This window comes from Saccharothrix sp. NRRL B-16348 (genome assembly GCF_001280085.1).
Classification (GTDB): Bacteria; Actinomycetota; Actinomycetes; order Mycobacteriales; family Pseudonocardiaceae; genus Actinosynnema.
In genome coordinates this window covers 460,538-479,254 of record NZ_LGED01000001.1, presented here as the reverse complement: position 1 = coordinate 479,254, position 18,717 = coordinate 460,538, and the positions used below count along the sequence as shown (strand labels likewise).

The following is an 18,717-nucleotide window of genomic DNA, read 5'->3' as shown; positions in this document are numbered from 1 at the left end:
GGGTTGGGGGTTGGGGGTTGACGTGGGTGGTGGTTGGCGGGACTCCTCATGGTTTTAACCGAGGGGCGGTAACAGTGTTTCCGTACATTTTCGGGCGATGATCACCCGATGGTGTGACAGAGGGCCCTGGGGTGGCCGGGATGGCAGGTGTTCGCGTGACGCAGGATATCGCGGTTGAGCGGCAGCGCAGGTGGCGGTTGTTGTTGGGGGCGGCGGCCGGGGATCTTGGGGCGCTCGGGGAGGACGACCAGCGGCGGGGTTTGGCGTTGACCGGGTTGTACGGCGGTGGTGGGGACGCGGTGGACGCCGGTGGCAAGCGCAGTGCCGGGTTGGGTGGGTCGTCGCCCGTGCTCCACCGGTGGTTGGGCGATGTCCGCACGTACTTCCCCAGCTCGGTCGTCCAGGTGATGCAGAAGGACGCGGTGGAGCGGTTGGGGCTGCGCCAACTCCTCCTCGAACCCGAGCTGCTGTCGAGCGTCGAGCCGGACGTGAGCCTGGTCGGCACGCTGGTCTCGCTCTCCCGCGCCATCCCCGAACGCACCCGCGAGACCGCACGGGCCGTCGTGCGCAAGGTCGTCGAGGACATCGAGCGCAAGCTCGCCGACCGCCTCCTGGCCGCCGTGCACGGCGCGATCGACCGGTCCCGCCGCACGAGCCGCCCCCGGCTGTCCGATGTGGACTGGAATCGCACGATCCGGAAGAACCTGCGCCACTACCAACCCGACCAGCGCACGGTGATCGTGCAGGACCTGGTCGGCCACAGCAGGCGCAGCCGCCAGGCCTCGCTGCGGGACGTGATCCTGCTGGTCGACCAGTCCGGTTCGATGGCCGAGTCGGTCGTGTACTCCGCCGTGCTCGGCGCCTCGCTGGCCTCGTTGAAGGCCGTCGACACGAAGCTGGTCGTGTTCGACACCGAGGTGGTGGACCTGACCGAGCAGCTCAAGGACCCGGTCGACCTGCTGTTCTCCACCCAACTGGGCGGCGGCACGGACATCAACCGCGCCGTCGCCTACGGCCAGTCGCTGGTCCGCCGCCCGACGGACACGGTGATGGTGCTGATCAGCGACCTGTACGAGGGCGGTGTGGCGCGGGAGTTGCAGCGGCGGGTGCGGGAGTTGGTGCAGAGCGGGGTGACGGTGGTCGTGCTGCTGGCGTTGTCCGACAGCGGCACGCCCGCGTACGACCACGAGTTGGCCGCGAAGTTGTCCGAGCTGGGCGCGCCCGCGTTCGCCTGCACGCCGGACCGGTTCCCGGACCTGCTGGCCACGGCGTTGCGCCGGGAGGACGTCGCCGCGTGGGCCGAGCAGAGCGGCATCCCGGTGGGTCGTTAGCGGTTCAGCGGATGACGACGCGGCCGAGCGTCATGAACGGCGCGCCGCGGGTCAGCACGGCGGCCCGGCCGCGCGGGTCGGGTCCGGCCAGCCACACGCGGCCGCCGCGGCGGATGTTCTCGCGGACGCGTTCGGGGATCTCGGCCAGCCGCAGGAACGTCCGGTCGGAGCCCGCGGTTTCCAGGTACGCCTGCCGTCCGACGCGGGTGCGTCCGGGCACGAAGTGCACCGACACGGCGTGCCGGGGGTAGGTCTCGAGCAGCCGGCGCAGGGCGCGCCGTGAGAAGAAGTGCCGCAGGCCGGGCACGGCCAGCTCCACGCACAGCGGCGTGAGCACGAACACCCAGCGCGACCCGACCCACTCCGACACGACCCACAGCGTCACCAGGGCGAACAGCGCCAACCCGACGAACCCGACCGCGCGTCGATCCGCGCCGGCCAGGCACTTGTCCACCCAAGCCTCACCCACCACCGCTCCCAGCAAACCAGAAGTCCGCCCTGTGGGTAACCGAATAGATGATCAGCAAACTCAGCGGCGGACGACCTTCGCGGGGAACAGCTTCGGCACGCCGCGGAACGTGACCACGGTGTTGCCGGCGCGGTCGGGTGTGACGACCCACGCCCGCCGGTGCCGGTTGATGCGCCCGCGGGCGACGGGTCCGGCGCTCACGTCGAGCACGAGCGGCCGGGGTCCGTGGACGACGAGCAGCCCGCCGCGCCAGTGGACGCGCACGTAGACCCACGCGTGGTCGCCGAGGACGTCGGGTAACGACTGCCGCCGCGTCAGCCCGAACCCGAGGACGAGCACGGAGAACAGCAGCAGCACGAGCGGCAGGGCGGACGACACCGAGAACACGAAGAGCAGGGCGAGTTGCAGCACGAACGCGAGCGCGCCGACGACGACCCAGCCGAACGCCCGCCGGCCGGCGATCTCCATGCAGTACCGGGTCCACCGGTCATCGAGGGCCGCACCCCGGGTGGACGGCTTGTTCGGCACGACCACGAGCCACCTCCGCCAGGCGTGCCCAGGTTACGCCGAACGCGCGGCCGCCCGAATCGGCCAACCGGACCGTTCCGCCGGCCGGCCCTTCCGCGCACCCGGTCGTCAACCCGATAGTGGACCCCCTAACCTGCGTGGACGATCCGGTTCGGCGACACGCCCGGTCGTGGGACTACCGCTGCGAGGCTCCATCAAGTTAGGCTGCCCTAAGTTGGGAGGTGAGCGGGTGAACGAGACACGTCGACCGCCGGCGCCGCATCCGGCGGAGCGGGCCCGCACGATCGCCGCCCGTGGTGGGCGCGCGGCGCTGCTGCCGTCCGGTGGCACGGAGAACCGGATCACGCCGGTGCTGCACCACGTCCACCCGAACGGCGACGCGACGATCGTGCTGCCCGACGCGCACCCGCTGGTCGTGGCCGCGCGGGGCACCGAGGTGACGGCGATGCTGGAGCTGGCCGACCAGGCGCCGGTGCAGCTGCGCGAGCCGGTCCGCGGCCTGCTGTGGATCACCGGTTGGCTGCGCACCCTGGCCCCCGACGAGGCACGCGAGGCGAGCATCGAGGTCGCCGAGGCACGTCCGGACCCGCGGCTGCTCGACGTCGGGCACGGCGCGTCGGCGTTGCGGTTGTCGCCCGCCTCGCTGGTGGTGGCGGACGCCGAGGGCACCACGTCGTTGCGGCCGGACCTGTTCGCGCAGGCGGAGCCGGACCCGTTCGCCGCGCACGAGGACCACTGGCTGCGGCACCTGGAGCTGTCGCACCGGGACGTGGTCGGCCTGCTCGCCAAGCACCTGCCGGACGACCTGAAGGGCGGTCACGTCCGCCCGCTGGGTTTGGACCGCTTCGGCCTGCGGCTGCGGGTGGAGATGGTGGACGAGGACCACGACGTGCGGATCGCGTTCTCCCGGCCGGTGGGCACGGCGCAGGAGTTGGCGGTCGAACTGCGTCGCCTGATGGGTTGCCCGTTCCTGGCGCAACGCCGTTAACGTACGCGGGTGATCGAAGACCTCGACGCCCGGACGCGCCGCGGCTACCGGCTGGAACTGCTGCTCGTGTTCGCCGTGACGCTCGGGTTGTCCGGGGCGCGCAGCCTGGTGCGGCTGCTGGACAGCCTGCTGCAACCGGTGCCGCTGAACGAGCAGAAGGTCGCGATCAACGTCCCGCAGGCGCGGTTCGACCTGCTGGACCTGATCGCGCAGCTGCTGAGCGTCGTGCAGCTGGCCGCGTGGGGCGGGTTGGGGCTGTACCTGCTGTGGCAGGGCGGCATCAAGCTGAAGGCGCTGGGCCTGGACCGCGCGCGCGTCGGGCCGGACGCGTTGGGCAGCCTCGGGTTGGCCGCGGTGATCGGCATCCCGGGGCTGGTCTTCTACCTGGTCGCGTGGAACCTGGGGCTGAACCTGGCCGTGCTGCCGTCCACGTTGGACTCGTCGTGGTGGCGCAGCGTGGTGCTGGTGCTGTCCGCGGTGGGCAACGCGTGGGCGGAGGAGGTGCTGGTCGTCGGGTACTTCATCACCCGGCTGCGGCAGCTCGGGTGGCGGGAGAACACGGCGTTGCTGGCCAGCGCGGTGCTGCGCGGCTCGTACCACCTGTACCAGGGGTTCGGCGGGTTCGTCGGCAACGTGGTGATGGGCCTGGTGTTCGGCAAGGTGTGGCAGCGCACGAACCGGCTGTGGGTGCTGGTGGTGGCGCACGCGTTGCTCGACGTGGTCGCGTTCGTCGGCTACACGGTGCTGCGCGGTCACGTGTCCTGGCTGCCGTGAGTCGTCCGCGGGGAGTACGTCCCGGTCAGTCGTGAGGCGGACGCGCGGCGACGGTTCCGCCCGACAGCATCAGGTGACCCGACAGAGGGGGGACCTGATGCGCATCACAGCGCTCACCGTCGCGGCCATCGCGACTCTCGGCTTGGTGACACCCGCGGCCGCCGCCACGGGCCTGCGGATCGCCATGCCCGCGTTGAGCGGCCGGCACGCCGTCGGCACCGCGGAACTGCACCTGGTGGACGGTCGGCCGGACCCGTGGCGGCCCGCGGAGGACCGGGAGGTGATGGTCACCGTCACCTATCCCGCGCACGGGTCGGACGGCGCGCGGGCGCCGTGGATGACCTCGGGTGTGGCGGCGGCCGTCGACCGGGAGGCGGGGCTGCTGGACATCCCGAACGGCGCGGTCGACTGGGGTTCGACCCGGCGCCACGCCCGCACGGGCGCGCCGGTCCTCGGCCGGTGGCCGGTCGTGCTGTTCTCGCCCGGTTTCGGCTCGGCGCGGGAGCTGAGCGCGGGCCTCGCCGACGACCTGGCGAGCCGCGGGTACGTCGTCGTCTCGATGTCGCACACGCACGAGTCGCTCGCGGTCGAGTTCCCCGGCGGGCGGGTCGAGCCGCCGTTGATCGACCAGGACGACCCGACGCAGTTCAAGACCGCGCTCGACGCGCGGGTGGCCGACACCCGGTTCGTGCTCGACCAGCTGGGTTCGATCGCGCGCGGGCACAACCCGGACGCGGAGCGGGACCCGTTGCCGCGTGGGCTGGGCCGTGCGCTGGACCTGTCGCGGGTCGGCATGTTCGGCCACTCGTACGGCGGGTTCACGGCGGGCGAGACGATGGTGCACGACCGGCGGATCGACGCCGGGATGAACGTGGACGGCGCCATGTCCCACGGTTTCGGTGACGGCTACCGGCCGGGTGAGGTCGTGACGCGCGGGCTGGACCGGCCGTTCATGCTGGTGGGCGCGGATTTCGTGGACCCGGAGACGGGCGGGGTGGTCGAGCACTCGCACGTGACGCCGTCGTTCGACCCGACGTGGGCGGAGTTCTGGGCGAACCAGCGCGGGTGGAAGCGGGACCTGCACTTCGACCGGGGCACGCACTACAGCTTCACCGACCTGCAGTTCGCCGTGCCGCAGTTGGGCGCCGTGATCACGCCGGAGAAGCAGCGGGAAGTGGTGGGCGGGATCGACGCGACCCGGTCGCTGACCGCGCAGCACGAGTACTTCGCCGGGTACTTCGACCTGCACCTGAAGGGGCGGGACCGCGGGCTGTTCGGGGGCGGCTCGCCGCAGCACCCGGACGTGCGGTTCATCGCCTGAGCGTTGAATTCACGCGTTCCGAACGTAGGACACGCGCGTTCTGAACGTAGGACTCGCGCGACGCGAACGTAGGACACGCGCGTTCTGGAGGTGGGACACGCGCGGGTCAGTGGATGAGGAGGAAGCGGGAGGTGGTGTGGGCGGCGGCGGTGACGACGGTGCGGGCGACGCCCGCCGAGTCGAGCAGGGCCGGGTCCAGGTCGGCGACGGTCAGGGCGGCGTTCTCGGCGATCCGGCGGGCCGGTTCGGACAAGGCCGCGGCGAAGGCGTGCCGGCCGGCGGTCTCCGCGGGTGTGCCGGTGGTGTCCCGCGCGAGGAGGGCGCCCAGCTCGGCGAGGCCCACACCGCCACCGCGGATCACGCCGTCGCGTGACGCGCTGTCCACGGCACGCACAGCGCGCCGCACCTTGTCCACGTCGCCGGCGGGGGCCCGGATGAGAGCGGCCGGGTCGCCGTCGGTGGACGTGGGCGGGGCCAGCACCACCGTGTCCCGTTCGGTCACCACGGCCTTCGCCGCGCGGCCCAGCGACGACTTCAACGTCGGGTCGTTGCCCCGGTACGGGTAGTGGATCGCGCCGCCGACCACGGCCTGGAGCCGTTCCACCGCGTCGAGGTCGGCGGTCACCGCGACCACGTCGCGCGTCTCGCCCATCCTCAGCAGCCGGGCGAGTTCCGCGTGCGGCAGCACCTCGCACACCACCAGCAGCGGGCGTTCGCCGAGGGCCAGGCCGTCCGTGAGCCGGTCGACGTCGGTCAGCCGGCCGGCGGCCAGCAGCACCCACGCGTCGTCCAAGTCGGCCGTGCGACCGGCGGTGTCCGTCACGAAGTCGCTGGACGCGTACCCGCGGTCGAGGCGCAGGCCGCGGCGGATCTCGAACTCCACCTTGAACCGCGTGCTCTCCTCCACCAGGACGGGTCCGCGCCACCTGGTGGTGGCGGCCACGACGCCGACGACCTCGCCGATCGCCTCGTCGCCCGAGGCGGCGGTGGCCAGCGCGGGCAGGTCGGCCGGCTCCAGCGGCCGTGACGCCGAGGTGATCAGCTCGGCCGCACGGGCGGCGGCGGCCGTGACGCCGCGCAGCAGCGCCACCGGGTGGTGCCCGTCGCGCATCGCGTCGACCAGCCCGCCGATCGCGCCGCGCGCCACGGCCACCGCCGACGCCGCGCCGTCACCGGCCTCCCGCCGCACGTCCCGCACCAGGTCGCGCACGTACTCCGCGCCGAGCGAGTCGCGCGGGTCGTCCGGCCGGAACGCGTCCGCGATCGCCGACGCGTCGGCCAGCTCGACCGGCCGCCGGTCGACGAACACCACGGCCCGCCTGCCCATCGGGCCCAACGTCCGGCACACCGGCTCGGCGGCGGCCCGAAAACCACGCGCCACCAGCAGCTGCCCGGACGTGTACGACGCCGTGCCGCGCGGCCGACGCCCGGAAGCGCCACCGGCGCGGGCGATCCGCAGCGGCTGCGACGAGCCGTGCGCGAAGTACTGCGGCGTCTGGTCGGGGCGCCTGCCGCGCACCTCGCCCTGCGCGTACTTGAACAGCTCGTCGACATCGATCCACCCGTCGCCGTCGAGGTCGGCGGCGCCGCTGGCCAGGCCTTCGATCAGCACGTCGGTGAACAGCGACGCGAGCGGCGCGTCCAGGGACAGCGAGTCCTGCTCGAACGCGTACTCGTAGGCGTTGGACGCGGTCATCACCACGTACCCGGCGCCCACGTCGTCCAGCACGCTCGTCGCGCCGGCCTTGAACCCCTCGACGAACGCGCCGCTGAAGCAGCAGTCCAGCAGCAGGATCCGCCCGGACGCCCGGCAGTCCTCCAGCTGCTCGTTGAGGAACGAGCGCGGGATAGCGGTGCCGGCGGGCCGGTCCTGCAGGGTGTTCGACGCGGCGAAGTATAGCCGCCGCGCGGCCGTGGTCAGGCCGTGGCACGAGAAGTACAGCAGGACCAGGTCGTCGGCCTCGCGCGGCGCGAGCACGTCCTCGACCGCGCGCCGGATCTCGTGGTCGGCGCGGTCCCGCAGCACCTCGACGGTGGTGAACCCGCCGACGTCGGGGTCCTCCAGCACGGCGGCGAGCCGTTCCACGTCCTGCTCCGGCGCGCGCAGCCGGCTCAGCCGCACGTCCTCGTACTCGCCGGTCGCGACCAGGAGCGCGTGCCGACCCACCTCACCCCTCGCCCTCGTGCTCGCGCAGCCACGCCTCCAGCACGGCCTTCTGCGAGCGGGCGTCCACGCCCTCGACGGTGATCTCGTCGTCCCGGGTCTTGATGGTCACCTTGCGGGCGCTGCCGCGCTGCACGAACGACGTGACCACGGACGCGACGGCGGCGGCCACCGCGGCGGGCAGCGCGCCGTTGAGCACGAGTTCGGCGACGGTCGCGCCCGCGCCGCTCTTGGAGCCCTCCGGCGACGCGGCGGGCGCGGGCCGCGCGTCGACCCTCGCGCCCCTGACCAGCTCTTGCAGCAACTGGTTCGTCGCCGAGGCGGCTTGGCCCGGCGCGTCGACGAACAAGTGGAAGTCGGCCACTGAATCCTCCCCCGGTAGAACACGATCATCCCGCAACCACACCGTCGGACCGGTAGTCCACGTCACGAAGCAACGTTCATGGAGTCCGACCCGTAGATCGCGCAACGAATCGCCGTTCTGAGGCCGTCATACGATCGAGTTTCGCTGGATCAGGCCACTCAGAGCTGCTGATCCGACCGACCTCGGGTTACTCTCGATCCGTGACTGCGCACATCGCCCAGACCGCGTCCACCGACGGCGAGCCGGCAGCGGCGCCCCGCGTCGACAGCGAAGTCGGCCCCCTGCGCACGGTGCTGCTGCACCGTCCCGGCGCCGAGCTCAAGCGGCTCACCCCGCGCAACAACGACCAGCTGCTGTTCGACGGCGTGCCGTGGGTCGACCGGGCCCAGGAGGAGCACGACGCGTTCGCCGAGCTGCTGCGCGGACGCGGCGTCGAGGTGCTGTTGCTGGCGGACCTGCTGGTCGACGCGCTGCACGACGACCGGGCCCGGATCGCGGGCATCCACAGCGCGGTCAACGAACGGCGGCTGGGCATCGACCTGGCCGACGCGCTGCGCTCGCACCTCGCGTCGATCGGCCCGGACCAGCTGGCCGCCGCGCTGATGACCGGCATGACGTTCGAGGAGCTGCCCGCCGCCGAGGGCGCGTCGCTGGTGCGCAAGATGCACCACCCGATCGACTTCGCGGTCGACCCGCTGCCGAACCTGCTGTTCACCCGCGACTCGTCGGTGTGGGTGGGCGACCGGGTCGCGATCACGTCGCTGGCGCTGCCCGCGCGCGACCGGGAGACCGCGCTGACCGACCTGATCTACGCCTACCACCCGCGGTTCCGCCGCACGGGCCGTGCGTACGGGGCGCACTCCGCGCCGGTCGAGGGCGGTGACGTGCTGCTGCTCGCGCCGGGCGTGCTCGCGATCGGCGTCGGCGAGCGGACCACGCCGGCGGGCGCGGAGTCGTTCGCCCGGTCCGCGCTGGCCGACGGCCTGGCGCACACCGTGCTGGCGGTGCCGATCACACAGGAGCGGGCCACCATGCACCTGGACACGGTGTGCACGATGGTCGACCGGGACGCCGTGGTGATGTACCCGGCGGTGCGGGACAACCTGTTCGCCTACCCCGTGCGGTCCGACGGCGCGGGCGGCGTCGTGGTCGAGGACGCGCGGCCGTTCCTGGAGGCGGCGGCCGACGCGATGGGCATCGAGAGGCTGCGCGTCATCGACACCGGGCTCGACCCGGTCACCGCGGAACGCGAGCAGTGGGACGACGGCAACAACACCCTGGCCGTCGGACCGGGCTTGGTGGTCGCCTACGAGCGGAACGTGGAGACGAACGCGCGGCTGGAGGACGCGGGCGTCGAGGTGATCCGGATCAGCGGCTCCGAGCTGGGTTCCGGCCGCGGCGGCCCGCGCTGCATGTCGTGCCCGATCGACCGCGCACCGCTGGTCTGAAATGATCCCGGAAAGGGTTGCCTAAGCTTTCTTCGGCAACCCTTTCCTTACCTTCGTAAGGCTTACCTGAAATGCATTAAAGCGCACTTTCGGTTATTCTGCGAGCATGGCTGTCAACTTGAAGAAGATTTCCGCCGCGCGTTCCTCGAAGTTCCACGACCTGCTTCAGGAGCAGGTGCGCAACGAGTTCACGGCCTCGCAGCAGTACGTGGCCATCGCGGTCTGGTTCGACGCCAACGACCTGCCGCGCCTCGCGTCGCACTTCTACAAGCAGTCGTTGGAAGAGCGCAACCACGCGATGATGATCGTGCAGTACCTGATGGACAGCGGACTGCCGGTGGCCATTCCCGGTGTGGACGACGTGCGCAACGACTTCACCGCACCGCGCGAGCCGGTCGCGCTCGCGCTGGAGCAGGAGAAGAAGGTCACCGACCAGATCGTCACGCTCGCCAAGACCGCCCGCGACGAGGGCGACTACATCGGCGAGCAGTTCCTCCAGTGGTTCCTGAAGGAGCAGGTGGAGGAGGTCGCGTCGATGAGCACGCTGCTCACCGTGATCGACCGCGCCGACGGCAACCTGTTCCACGTGGAGACCTTCCTGACCCGCGAGAGCGTGGGCGAGGAAGCCGACAACGGCACGCCCCGCGCCGCCGGTGGCGCCCTGTAGGGCCCGACCCGTCGACAGCGAACGACGCCCGTCACCTGTGCGGTGGCGGGCGTCGCGGCGGGCTCAGGTCAGGCAGCCCCGGTCGGCCCGGACCAGGCCCATGCCGGTGAGCGTGTCGCCCGCGTTCTCGAAGAAGAACTTGTACCCGGTCTCGGCGTCCAGCGGCCGGATGAAGCCGTGCGGGTACTGCTCCACGTCGGGGTAGACCTCGTGCATGCGCGCCCGCGAGTCGCCGATGCGCAGGCCCTCGGGCGTGCGGGCGCCTTCGTCGACCCGGATCTCCACCGCGACGCCGTCCTGGAGACCGACCCAGCCCTTCGCGGCCTTCAACTCGCGGACCGTGCAGGAGAACTGCGGCGTGGTCACGTCGGCGCCGACCTCGCCGGTGGCTTCGAGCTGGTCCGACGACATCCCCAGCCGCACCGCGCCGAGGCCGCGGGAGTCGAGCACGGCCGCGTCACCCACCCCGGGCGTCCCGCTGACGTTCGTGACAGGTGGCACGACCTGCGGCGCGGAGGACTCGCAGGCGGTCAGCAGCAGGATCGCCGCCATGACGACCAGCGCCGCGAACACGAGCCGCTTCATCCTCGCCCTCCTCGGCCGATCCACCCCCGCTGCCGGCGGGCGGTCAGTTGAAGCAGGCCTGACCCCGGCGGGCGAGCGAGGTGCTGCCGCTCATGAAGTAGAACACGTCGTCGTTCACCCACACGCTGAAGCCGTTCGGCCCCGCCTCGCCACTCGGGTAGGTTCGCGCGAGCCTCGGGTCGACGGGGCTGATGTCGACCGGCAGACCTTCGGCGGTGCGGGCGCCGGACTTCACCATGATCGCCATGAGTCCCTTGCCGTCCTGGATCCACGCGGCGCCGCCGCCGGACTTGAACTCGTACATGTCGCACTGGGCGCTCATCCGCAACACCGGCTCCCCGACCAGGCCGGTCGTCACCAGTTGCTCACGCGTCATCCCCAGCTCGATCGCGCCGAACCCGGTGTGGCTGAGGACCGGCGTCGTGTCCAACACCACGGTCTCGTGCACCGTGCTCGTCACCGTCGACTGCACCGTGACGGTGCTCGGCGCGACGGACGAGGTGCTCGACGGCGCCGTGGTCGTGGTCGTCGCGGACGACGACGCCGATCCGATCGACGCGTCCGGCTCCCCCGTGCACCCCACCAGCGCCAACCCCGCGACCACCAGCACCACACCCATGACCTTCATCGCTGTGCCCCCTGTTGTGCGCAGTCGGCGGTGAGCCGCTGCATCCGAATCTCGACAACCCGTTCCGCGTCCAGCACGAACACGTACATCCAGCCGACGTCACCGGTCATGAGCACCTGGTAGGAGCTCCCGGCCAGTTCCCCCGCCGGGTACTCCGCCCGCACCCGCTCCAGCGTCGAACCGACGCCGACCCCCGCCGACGTCTTGCCGTCCGCCGGCAACTTGATGCGCACGACCCCCTGGCCACGCGCCACGAGCACGGCGTTCACCGTTCCGGGGTCGCCCTTCCAGGTGAACGCGGCGCACTCGCCACCGGCCGCCGCGGTGACCAGGCCGGTGGCCGCCACCTCCTGCTCGGTCATGCCGAACTTCACCGAGCCGTACCCCACGTTCGGCCGCGTCGGCCCCTGGGTCACCACCACCGTGACCGTCTCCACCACGGTGTGCGGCGGCGCCACGGTCGTCCCCCCGGCCGCCGCCGTCGTGCTGGTCGTGGTGGTGGTGGTCGGCAGCACGGCCGGGTCAACGGGAGGCAGGCTCAACGAGCCGCCCAACGTCGACACGCCCCACCCGCTCGCCACCAGCGCGACCGCCGTGACCGCGCCCACCACCGCGGTCCGCCTGCGCCGCACCCGGCGCGCGCCCGCCACGACCAGCTCGGTCGCGTCCGGCCTCGCCCGCACCTCCAGCCGGTCGTCGTGCAGCAGCCGGCCCAGTTCCTCCTCGATGTTCACCCCGAGTCCCCCAGTCGTGCGCGCAAGGTCGCCATCGCCTTGCTGTTCTGGCTCTTGACCGTGCCCGCGGACACGCCGAGCGCGCGGGCGATCTCGGCCTCGGACAGACCGTCGTAGAAGCGCAGCACCACCACGGCGCGCTGACGCGGCGGCAGCGACCGCAACGCCTGCCACAGCGGCTCGTGCTCCAGGCGGTCGTGCCCGGCCGCGGCGACCGCGTCGGGGAACTCCGCCACCAGGTCCTCACGCCGCCGACGACGCCACCGGCTGGTGTTGGCGTTCGCCATGGACCGCCGCACGTACGCCAAGGGTTCGCCCTTGCGCAGCACCGCCGCCCACCGCGCGCCGACCTTCTCCAGCACGGACTGCACCAGGTCGCCCGCGTCGTGCGGGTTGCCGGTCAAGGCGTGCCCGTAGCGCAGCAGCCCCGGCAGCGACATCCGCACGAAGTCGGCGAAGTCCGCCGTCGTCCCCCCACCACGATCGGTGGCTCTTTCCCCCGGCAAGACCGCGGTCACCTCGAAACCCCCTCCGGCGGTGGCCCCTCAGCCACCGTCGGAGAGGACACGCTCGAAGGGGGTGGTCGGTTGCCTCAGACCAAGGTCACAAAACGGGCAACGGCCGGAAGGCGCCGTCGGCGTCCGGCGTGAACTCGTGCACGGCCACCACCGAGTCGGCCGGGATGGGCCCGTAGACGTGCGGGAACCACGGGCCGTCCTCGGTCTCGCCCGGCTCCCACAGCACGGGCAGGCCCTCGGGGTCGATCACCAGCAGCACGAGGTCGTGCCGGTTCGGGTACAGGCGGTTGGCCGGCAGGTGCACCGTGCCGGGATCCGAGCAGTGCACGAAACCGTCGAGGTCGAGCGGGATCGCACCGTCCTCGCGGGCACGCCGCCAGTCCGACTTCGGGCTGATCCGCAGGATCACTCCGCCTCCTCACTTGTCCACAGGAACCTGTGGACAAAGCTGGGGATACCTGTGGACAGGTTCAGCGCAGGGTGATCTGCCGTCCGCGCAGACCGTCACGCGCACGACGTTCCTGCTCGGTGAGCGGTTCGGCGTCGAAGCTGGTCAGGGCGTCCTGCAAACGCTTGCCCAACGCCTCCGCGCCCGGCGCCCACTCGCTGGAGTGCAGCTCGCGGTCCAGGTCCCACACCGGGACCAGCAGGCCGTGCGCGCGGAACGACCCGGCGTACCGGGAGCCCTCGCCCAGGTCCAGCTCACCGCGCACGGACAGCCGGGCGAGCGCCGCCAGCAGCGTCTCCTCCGGCTCCGGGCGGACCCAGCGCAGGTGCGCCTTGTCGCCCGCGTCCACCCAGTAGGCGGCCGCCACGCCGGGCGCGTCGAGGCGCTCGGTGGGCAGGATCGCGGCGTTGGCGCGCTCCAGGGACAGGGCGACCTCGCCGGCGGGCTCGTTGTCCGGCGGCAGCCACCACGAGAAGTCGGCGTGCAGCTCGGGGCTCAGCGTCGCCCCGACGTCCAGCAGGTCCTGCAGGCGGCCGGGGTTCGAGCCGTCGTCCGGGCCGACGACCGCGAGGGCGTCACCGGTCTTGGCGGTCTGCGCCCACCGCACGGCACGGGCCAGGTCGCGGCTGAGGTCGCCGGACCGGGTCTGCACCTGGAGGCCGACGAACGCGGTGCCGTCCGAGCGGACCAGGCCCGCCGCCGCCATCGGCAGCACGGTCGCCAGCACGACCTCGCGGCCGGAGTCGTCCTTGAGGGGCAGCTTCACCGTCGCCGAGGGCACGAACTCGCGCAGCGCGATCAGCTCCGCCTCGGCGGTCAGGCCCTCGAACGGGCGCGAGACGATCACGTCCGCCGCGCCGCCCGCCGAGCCGTGGCACGCCTTGTAGCGCTTGCCGGAGCCGCACGGGCACGGCTGCCGCGGGTTGACGCCGTCCGCCGGCTTGTTCTTCACGGCCGTCCGCTTCGCCACCGCGCGCCTCCTCGGTCTCAGGGCTGGTCGGGCGTCAAGTTATCCGCAAGGTGCTCGCGTGTCTCCTCCGGGTTGTTGGTGGCGAGGAACCGGACGCCGCGCTCCTGGCACAACGCGATGTCGGCCGGGTCGTCCACCGTCCACGCGTAGACGCCCTGTCCCCGGTCCGGGTGACGTCTGAGCAGGTGAACGCCCGGTCCGGCGTAGTCGGCGAAGTGGGGTTTGACCTTCGGCCACAGCCGGTCGTAGAGCAGCACGGTCGGCACGTCGGGCTTGAGCTTCTTGAACCGGTGCACGGCGAGCACGGAGAACGACATCATCACCGCGTCCACCCGGTGGCGGCCGAGTTCCTCGGCGAGCCTGCGCTCGACCAGCCCCGCGTACCGGACGGGGTGCTTGGTCTCGACGAACAGCCGCTTGCCGTGGTCGGCGGCGAGGCCGAGCAGCGCGTCCAGGGTCAACACCTCGGCGGGCTCGCCGCCGTGCCAGCTGCCGAAGTCGTGGCGGCGCAGCTCGTCGAGCGTCATCGCGCTGACCGTCCCGGCGCCGCCGCTGGTGCGGTCGATCGTGCGGTCGTGGACGCACACGAGGTGCCCGTCCTTGGTGAGCCGCACGTCGCACTCCAGTCCATCGGCGCCCTGCCGCAGGGCCAGTTCGTAGGCGGCGAGGGTGTGCTCGGGGCGGAGGGTGGACGCGCCCCGGTGGGCGACGACTTCAGGCGACACGTCAGGGATGCTCCTGGTGGGGCACGCACCGGGTCAACCCGACTACGCGATGTCACAGCTCGCTCAATGTTTGCCACAACAACCACACTCGGATGGACGCGAGCCACGCTCAAGACCTACCGTCCGTCACCGTGGCATCCTTCGACCAGCACGACCCGGCCTTCATCGCGGATCCGTACCCCGTGTTCGCCGCGATGCGAGCGCAGGGCGGGGTGCACTGGCACGAGGACATGGGCGTCGCGGTGGCGGTGTCGCACGCGGCGGCGTCGGCCGTGCTCAAGCACCGGTCGCTCGGCCGGATCTGGACCGACGCCAAGCCCGTCGACCGGTTCGCGTCGTTCAACCTCCTGCACCGCAACTCGCTGCTGGAGAACGAGCCGCCCACGCACGGCAGGCTGCGCAGGCTGGTGGCCGCCGCGTTCGGCCGCGGCCACGTCGAGCGGCTGCGGCCGTGGATCGCCGAGCTGGCCGACCGCCTGGTGGACGAGCTGGTGGCCAAGGTGTCCTCGGAGGGGCAGGCCGACCTGCTGTCCCACGTGGCCGCGCCGCTGCCGGTCGAGGTGATCGCCGAACTGCTGGGCGTGCCCGCGGGCGACCGGGCGCTGCTGCAGCCGTGGTCGAACGCCATCGTGAAGATGTACGAGTACGACCTGGCCGAGGACAAGCAGGCGGCGGCCGAGCACGCGGCCGAGGAGTTCGTCGCCTACCTGCGGGACCTGATCGCGCTGCGCCGCACGTCGCCCGGGGACGACCTGGTGTCCGACCTGGTGGCCGTCACCGACACCGACGGCGCGAAGCTGACCGAGGACGAACTGGTCGCGACCGCCGTGCTGCTGCTCATGGCCGGCCACGAGGCCACGGTCAACGTCATCGGCAACGGCGTCCAAGCGCTGATGAATCACCCGCACGAGTGGCGTCGCCTGGTGAACGACCACGCTCTGCTGCCCACGGCGGTGGAGGAGCTGATCCGCTACGACTCGCCGCTGCAGCTGTTCGAACGCACCGCCACCGAGCCCGTCACCATCGCCGGGTACCGGGTCGAGCCGGGGCAGAAGATCGCCGCGCTGCTGGGCGCCGCGGCCCGCGACCCCGAGGTCTTCACCGACCCGGACACGTTCGACATCACCCGCAACCCGAACCCGCACCTGGGCTTCGGCATGGGCATCCACTACTGCCTGGGCGCGCCCCTGGCCCGCGTCGAGGTCCAGGCCGCGCTGTCCTCCCTGGCCCGCAAGCTGCCGAACGCGACCCTGGCCGCCGAACCGCGCCGGCGCGCCGAGTTCGTCATCCGGGGCCTCCACGACCTGCCGCTCACGTCCGCGTAATCCGGTGGACGGCGCGGCACACCGGCCGCCACGCTGGGCCGATGCGGCTGTCGGTGATCGCGCACCCCGTGGTGCGGCACGCGCCGCTGCACCGCGTCCTCGTGCCCGCCGCACGGCTGCGGAACCTCTGGGTGCGGCCACCTGAGCCGGTCGTCGGCGTGGCGGCGGTCACCGGGTCACGGGCCGACCTGCTGCGGTTGGGTGCGTTGGTGCGGCTGGCGGCGACCAGTCGGCACAGCGCGCTGTTCGTCCCGGCGCGGGACAACGTGCCGGTCGAGGAGCTGTGGCGGATGGGCCACGCCCGGCCCGTCGACCTGCTCGTGGTGCGCCGCGACGTGGGGCTGCGGCCGTCGGTCTGGCCGGCGGTGCGGCGGGCGCTGCGGCGGTCGACGGCACGACCCGGCCGGTTCACCACCCCGCCGGCCCGCGCGGACGAGGTGTGGCGCAGGTGGGAGTGGACCGGGCCGCACCGGATCGCGCTCGCCGAGCACGCGTCGACCCTCGTCGTCTCCAGCACGGGCCGGTCGCTGCACCGGCTCGGCGACGTGCTCACCGAGGCCGGCGAGCTCGTCGCGGCGGACCGGGACGTCCACCGCCACGGGCACGCGCACCTGACCGGCTTGCGGACCGTGTTCACCGAGCCCGACGTGGCGCTCGACGTCTACGGCCACGACCCGATCTTCCACCGGCGCCGGTGGGCCGTCACCGCTTGAGCGTGTGCTTCTTCGGCAGCTTGAAGCCGCGTTCGGCCATCACGGTGCGCAGTCGGTCCGGGTAGTCGGTGATGATGCCGTCCACGCCGTCGTCGATCAGCTTGTGCATGGTGGCCGGGTCGTTGATCGTCCACGGGACGACCTTCAGGCCGTGCGCGTGCGCCTCGTCGACCAGGGCTTTCGTGGTGAACGGGACGTAGTTCGGGTCGCCGACCTCGCCGTTCTGCGGGTTGCCGTGCACCGGGGAGAGCGCGGACGCGCCGAAGCTCTGCACCGCCTTGACGACGCTGCCGCCGAAGTCGGCCAGGTCCAGGCCACCCGTCCACGGCGAGCCGGGGCGCAGGAACTCGGGCTGGGTCAGGGCGACCAGCGGGAGGCGCGGCTCGGCCTGGCGCCACAGCATCAGCGTGCCCCAGTCGAACGACTGGATCGTGACGTTGCGGTAGAAGCCGGACTTGCGGATCTCACGGGCCGTGACCTCGACGAACTGCTCGCGCGGCGCGGTCTCGTGCGGCGCGGCGGCTTCGACCTTGGTCTCGATGTTGAACTTCACGCTGAACGCGCGGTAGCGGCGGGCCAGCGCGAAGACCTCGGCCAGCGTCGGCATCCGCGCGCCCGGCGACAGCTCCTGGTCCGGGTACTGCGCCCACCGCCGCGAACCGCAGTCCAGCGTGCGGACCTGCGCGAACGTCAGGTCCTTCACGTACTTGCCCGCGTACGGGAAGGCCGGGTCGCCGGGGAACGCGGGTGCGGTGTCGACGCACTTGTTCGGGTTCGTCCTGCGGTCGTGGGTGACGACCTCCCGGCCGTCCTTGGTGATCTGCACGTCCAGTTCGAGCGTCGTGACACCCAGTTCGAGCGCCTTGCCGAACGCCGCCAACGTGCTCTCGACCGTCAACCCGATCCCGCCCCGGTGGGCTTGGAGGTCGAACTTCTTCCCGCTGTCCGCGTTCGCCACGCCGGAGGTCAGCAGGGTGAGGACCAGTGCCGCCGCAAGTACCCGCATGGGGTCACGGTGGCACGCGGCCGGTCGGCAACCCAAGTGCCGGCGGAAGAACTACCCCTGAACAGCGGGGAACGCGAGCGTTGCGGCGTCCGGCTCCCCCGCACTATCCATCCACAATGGACAATGACCTCACCGATCGGCCCGCACGTCCACGAGCGCGGGCAGGCGTGCGGAGTCGGCCAGGACGTCGATGGCGACGATCCGGCCGCCCGCGACGATGAACCCCATGACCGACAACGGCCGGCCGTCGGCCACGACGACGACCCCCGCCGCGCCGTTGACCAGCGCCGGGCGGGCGAACGGGGACAACTGGCCGAAGGTGACGGCCCGGCCGGCCACCGTGCGGGCCCCGGAGAGGGTGACGGTGAAGCGCGAGCCCGTGCCGGCGTCGGAGCGGAGCACGACGTCCGGGTCGAGCACGGCGACCAGCGCGTCGAGGTCGCCGTCGCGGGCGGCGGCGAAGAAGGCGTCCACCACCTCGCGCTGCCGGGTCAGGTCGGCGTCCGGGGTCGGGACCCGGCCCTGCACGCGGCGGCGGGCGCGGCTGGCGAGTTGGCGGGTCGCGGCCGTCGACTTCTCGATCACGGCGGCGATCTCGTCGAACGGCACGGCGAACATGTCGTGCAGCACGAACGCGAGGCGTTCGGCGGGCGTGAGGGTGTCGAGGACGACCAGCAGCGCCAAGCCGACCGACTCGGCGAGCACCGCCTCGTACTCGGGGTCGGTGCCGTCGTCGTAGCTGATGACCGGGTCGGGCACGTGGACGTCGAACGAGTCCTCGCGCCGCGTCTCGCGGGACCGCAGGACGTTCAGGCAGAGGCGGGCGACGACCGTGGTCAGCCACGCGCCGAGGTTCTCCACCTCGCTGGTGTCGGCCCGGTCGAGCCGCAGCCAGGCGTCCTGCACGGCGTCGTCGGCCTCGGCCACCGAGCCGAGCATCCGGTACGCCACCGCCCGCAGGCGCGGCCGGTGCCGCTCGAAACGGTCGGTCAGCAGAGCGCGGTCGTCCAC

General features: G+C 72.1%; 21 protein-coding genes. 8 read left to right on the top strand and 13 right to left on the bottom strand.

Annotation, left to right across the window (positions count from 1 at the left end; all coding sequences use genetic code 11):
• Positions 1-140: 140 nt before the first annotated feature.
• On the top strand, positions 141-1,331 hold the full coding sequence (locus tag ADK67_RS02365; protein WP_053714703.1) for a VWA domain-containing protein: 1,191 nt from the start codon (positions 141-143) through the stop codon (positions 1,329-1,331).
• Between the two features lie 4 nt (positions 1,332-1,335).
• On the opposite strand, the gene ADK67_RS02360 is transcribed toward ADK67_RS02365, so the two are convergent.
• On the bottom strand, positions 1,336-1,800 hold the full coding sequence (locus tag ADK67_RS02360; RefSeq protein WP_157619848.1) for a hypothetical protein: 465 nt from the start codon (positions 1,798-1,800) through the stop codon (positions 1,336-1,338).
• Positions 1,801-1,860: 60 nt separating this feature from the next.
• A complete protein-coding gene (locus ADK67_RS02355; RefSeq protein WP_231647971.1) occupies positions 1,861-2,334 on the bottom strand; it encodes a hypothetical protein in 474 nt (157 codons plus the stop codon).
• A gap of 223 nt (positions 2,335-2,557) precedes the next feature.
• Here ADK67_RS02355 and ADK67_RS02350 point away from each other — a divergent pair, with 223 nt between their 5' ends.
• The 3 genes from ADK67_RS02350 to ADK67_RS02340 all read left to right on the top strand — a co-directional run bounded on the left by ADK67_RS02350 (position 2,558) and on the right by ADK67_RS02340 (position 5,411).
• Positions 2,558-3,316, top strand: coding sequence for a DUF2470 domain-containing protein (locus ADK67_RS02350; RefSeq protein ID WP_053714648.1), 759 nt, complete (start codon positions 2,558-2,560; stop codon positions 3,314-3,316).
• Between the two features lie 9 nt (positions 3,317-3,325).
• A complete protein-coding gene (locus ADK67_RS02345; protein ID WP_053714647.1) occupies positions 3,326-4,090 on the top strand; it encodes a CPBP family intramembrane glutamic endopeptidase in 765 nt (254 codons plus the stop codon).
• Positions 4,091-4,187: 97 nt separating this feature from the next.
• Positions 4,188-5,411, top strand: a complete 1,224-nt coding sequence (locus ADK67_RS02340) for an alpha/beta hydrolase family protein (protein ID WP_053714646.1) — start codon at positions 4,188-4,190, stop codon at positions 5,409-5,411.
• Positions 5,412-5,517: 106 nt separating this feature from the next.
• Here ADK67_RS02340 and ADK67_RS02335 read toward each other — a convergent pair whose 3' ends face one another.
• Both ADK67_RS02335 and ADK67_RS02330 read right to left on the bottom strand, forming a co-directional pair.
• A complete protein-coding gene (locus ADK67_RS02335) occupies positions 5,518-7,578 on the bottom strand; it encodes a caspase, EACC1-associated type (RefSeq protein WP_053714645.1) in 2,061 nt (686 codons plus the stop codon).
• A 1-nt stretch (position 7,579) separates the two neighbouring features.
• A complete protein-coding gene (locus ADK67_RS02330; protein ID WP_053714644.1) occupies positions 7,580-7,939 on the bottom strand; it encodes a hypothetical protein in 360 nt (119 codons plus the stop codon).
• 200 nt (positions 7,940-8,139) lie between these two features.
• On the opposite strand from ADK67_RS02330, the gene ADK67_RS02325 reads away from it, so the two are divergent.
• Together ADK67_RS02325 and ADK67_RS02320 are read left to right on the top strand one after the other, a co-directional pair.
• On the top strand, positions 8,140-9,387 hold the full coding sequence (locus ADK67_RS02325) for an arginine deiminase (protein WP_053714643.1): 1,248 nt from the start codon (positions 8,140-8,142) through the stop codon (positions 9,385-9,387).
• 106 nt (positions 9,388-9,493) lie between these two features.
• Positions 9,494-10,054: a ferritin gene (locus tag ADK67_RS02320; RefSeq protein ID WP_053714642.1), complete on the top strand. Its 561-nt coding sequence runs from the start codon at positions 9,494-9,496 to the stop codon at positions 10,052-10,054.
• A gap of 63 nt (positions 10,055-10,117) precedes the next feature.
• Here the strand turns inward: ADK67_RS02320 and ADK67_RS02315 are convergent, their stop codons facing one another.
• The 7 genes from ADK67_RS02315 to ADK67_RS02285 all read right to left on the bottom strand — a co-directional run bounded on the left by ADK67_RS02315 (position 10,118) and on the right by ADK67_RS02285 (position 14,662).
• Positions 10,118-10,639 (bottom strand): hypothetical protein, encoded by a 522-nt coding sequence (locus ADK67_RS02315; protein WP_053714641.1) that lies wholly within the window; start codon positions 10,637-10,639, stop codon positions 10,118-10,120.
• A gap of 43 nt (positions 10,640-10,682) precedes the next feature.
• Positions 10,683-11,267 carry a hypothetical protein gene (locus ADK67_RS02310; protein WP_053714640.1) on the bottom strand — a complete coding sequence of 195 codons (585 nt, stop codon included), beginning with the start codon at positions 11,265-11,267 and terminating at the stop codon, positions 10,683-10,685.
• Complete coding sequence (locus tag ADK67_RS50380) at positions 11,264-12,001, bottom strand: hypothetical protein (protein ID WP_053714639.1); 738 nt, start codon at positions 11,999-12,001, stop codon at positions 11,264-11,266. The genes ADK67_RS02310 and ADK67_RS50380 overlap by 4 nt, the downstream gene beginning before the upstream one ends.
• Complete coding sequence (locus ADK67_RS02300; protein WP_053714638.1) at positions 11,998-12,519, bottom strand: SigE family RNA polymerase sigma factor; 522 nt, start codon at positions 12,517-12,519, stop codon at positions 11,998-12,000. The genes ADK67_RS50380 and ADK67_RS02300 overlap by 4 nt, the downstream gene beginning before the upstream one ends.
• A gap of 85 nt (positions 12,520-12,604) precedes the next feature.
• Entirely contained in the window at positions 12,605-12,928 is a 324-nt protein-coding gene (locus ADK67_RS02295) for a DUF952 domain-containing protein (protein ID WP_053714637.1), read from the bottom strand.
• A 61-nt stretch (positions 12,929-12,989) separates the two neighbouring features.
• Entirely contained in the window at positions 12,990-13,937 is a 948-nt protein-coding gene (locus ADK67_RS02290) for a DUF5926 family protein (RefSeq protein ID WP_053714636.1), read from the bottom strand.
• A gap of 17 nt (positions 13,938-13,954) precedes the next feature.
• Positions 13,955-14,662 carry a glycerophosphodiester phosphodiesterase gene (locus ADK67_RS02285; RefSeq protein WP_082403138.1) on the bottom strand — a complete coding sequence of 236 codons (708 nt, stop codon included), beginning with the start codon at positions 14,660-14,662 and terminating at the stop codon, positions 13,955-13,957.
• A 92-nt stretch (positions 14,663-14,754) separates the two neighbouring features.
• Between ADK67_RS02285 and ADK67_RS02280 the strand changes: the two genes are divergently transcribed.
• Positions 14,755-15,987: a cytochrome P450 gene (locus tag ADK67_RS02280; RefSeq protein WP_053714634.1), complete on the top strand. Its 1,233-nt coding sequence runs from the start codon at positions 14,755-14,757 to the stop codon at positions 15,985-15,987.
• A 41-nt stretch (positions 15,988-16,028) separates the two neighbouring features.
• A complete protein-coding gene (locus ADK67_RS02275; RefSeq protein ID WP_053714633.1) occupies positions 16,029-16,700 on the top strand; it encodes a hypothetical protein in 672 nt (223 codons plus the stop codon).
• On the opposite strand, the gene ADK67_RS02270 is transcribed toward ADK67_RS02275, so the two are convergent.
• Positions 16,690-17,706: a glycerophosphodiester phosphodiesterase gene (locus tag ADK67_RS02270; protein ID WP_053714632.1), complete on the bottom strand. Its 1,017-nt coding sequence runs from the start codon at positions 17,704-17,706 to the stop codon at positions 16,690-16,692. The two genes, ADK67_RS02275 and ADK67_RS02270, sit on opposite strands and share 11 nt — an antisense overlap.
• A 129-nt stretch (positions 17,707-17,835) precedes the next feature.
• Complete coding sequence (locus ADK67_RS02265) at positions 17,836-18,717, bottom strand: sigma-70 family RNA polymerase sigma factor (protein ID WP_231647970.1); 882 nt, start codon at positions 18,715-18,717, stop codon at positions 17,836-17,838.

Coding starts and splice junctions, on each gene's coding strand:
- ADK67_RS02270 (WP_053714632.1), bottom strand. CDS start 17,706: ATGCGGGTACTTGCGGCGGCACTGGTCCTCACCCTGCTGACCTCCGGC.
- ADK67_RS02275 (WP_053714633.1), top strand. CDS start 16,029: ATGCGGCTGTCGGTGATCGCGCACCCCGTGGTGCGGCACGCGCCGCTG.
- ADK67_RS02365 (WP_053714703.1), top strand. CDS start 141: ATGGCAGGTGTTCGCGTGACGCAGGATATCGCGGTTGAGCGGCAGCGC.
- ADK67_RS02340 (WP_053714646.1), top strand. CDS start 4,188: ATGCGCATCACAGCGCTCACCGTCGCGGCCATCGCGACTCTCGGCTTG.
- ADK67_RS02315 (WP_053714641.1), bottom strand. CDS start 10,639: ATGAAGCGGCTCGTGTTCGCGGCGCTGGTCGTCATGGCGGCGATCCTG.
- ADK67_RS02320 (WP_053714642.1), top strand. CDS start 9,494: ATGGCTGTCAACTTGAAGAAGATTTCCGCCGCGCGTTCCTCGAAGTTC.
- ADK67_RS02280 (WP_053714634.1), top strand. CDS start 14,755: ATGGACGCGAGCCACGCTCAAGACCTACCGTCCGTCACCGTGGCATCC.
- ADK67_RS02310 (WP_053714640.1), bottom strand. CDS start 11,267: ATGAAGGTCATGGGTGTGGTGCTGGTGGTCGCGGGGTTGGCGCTGGTG.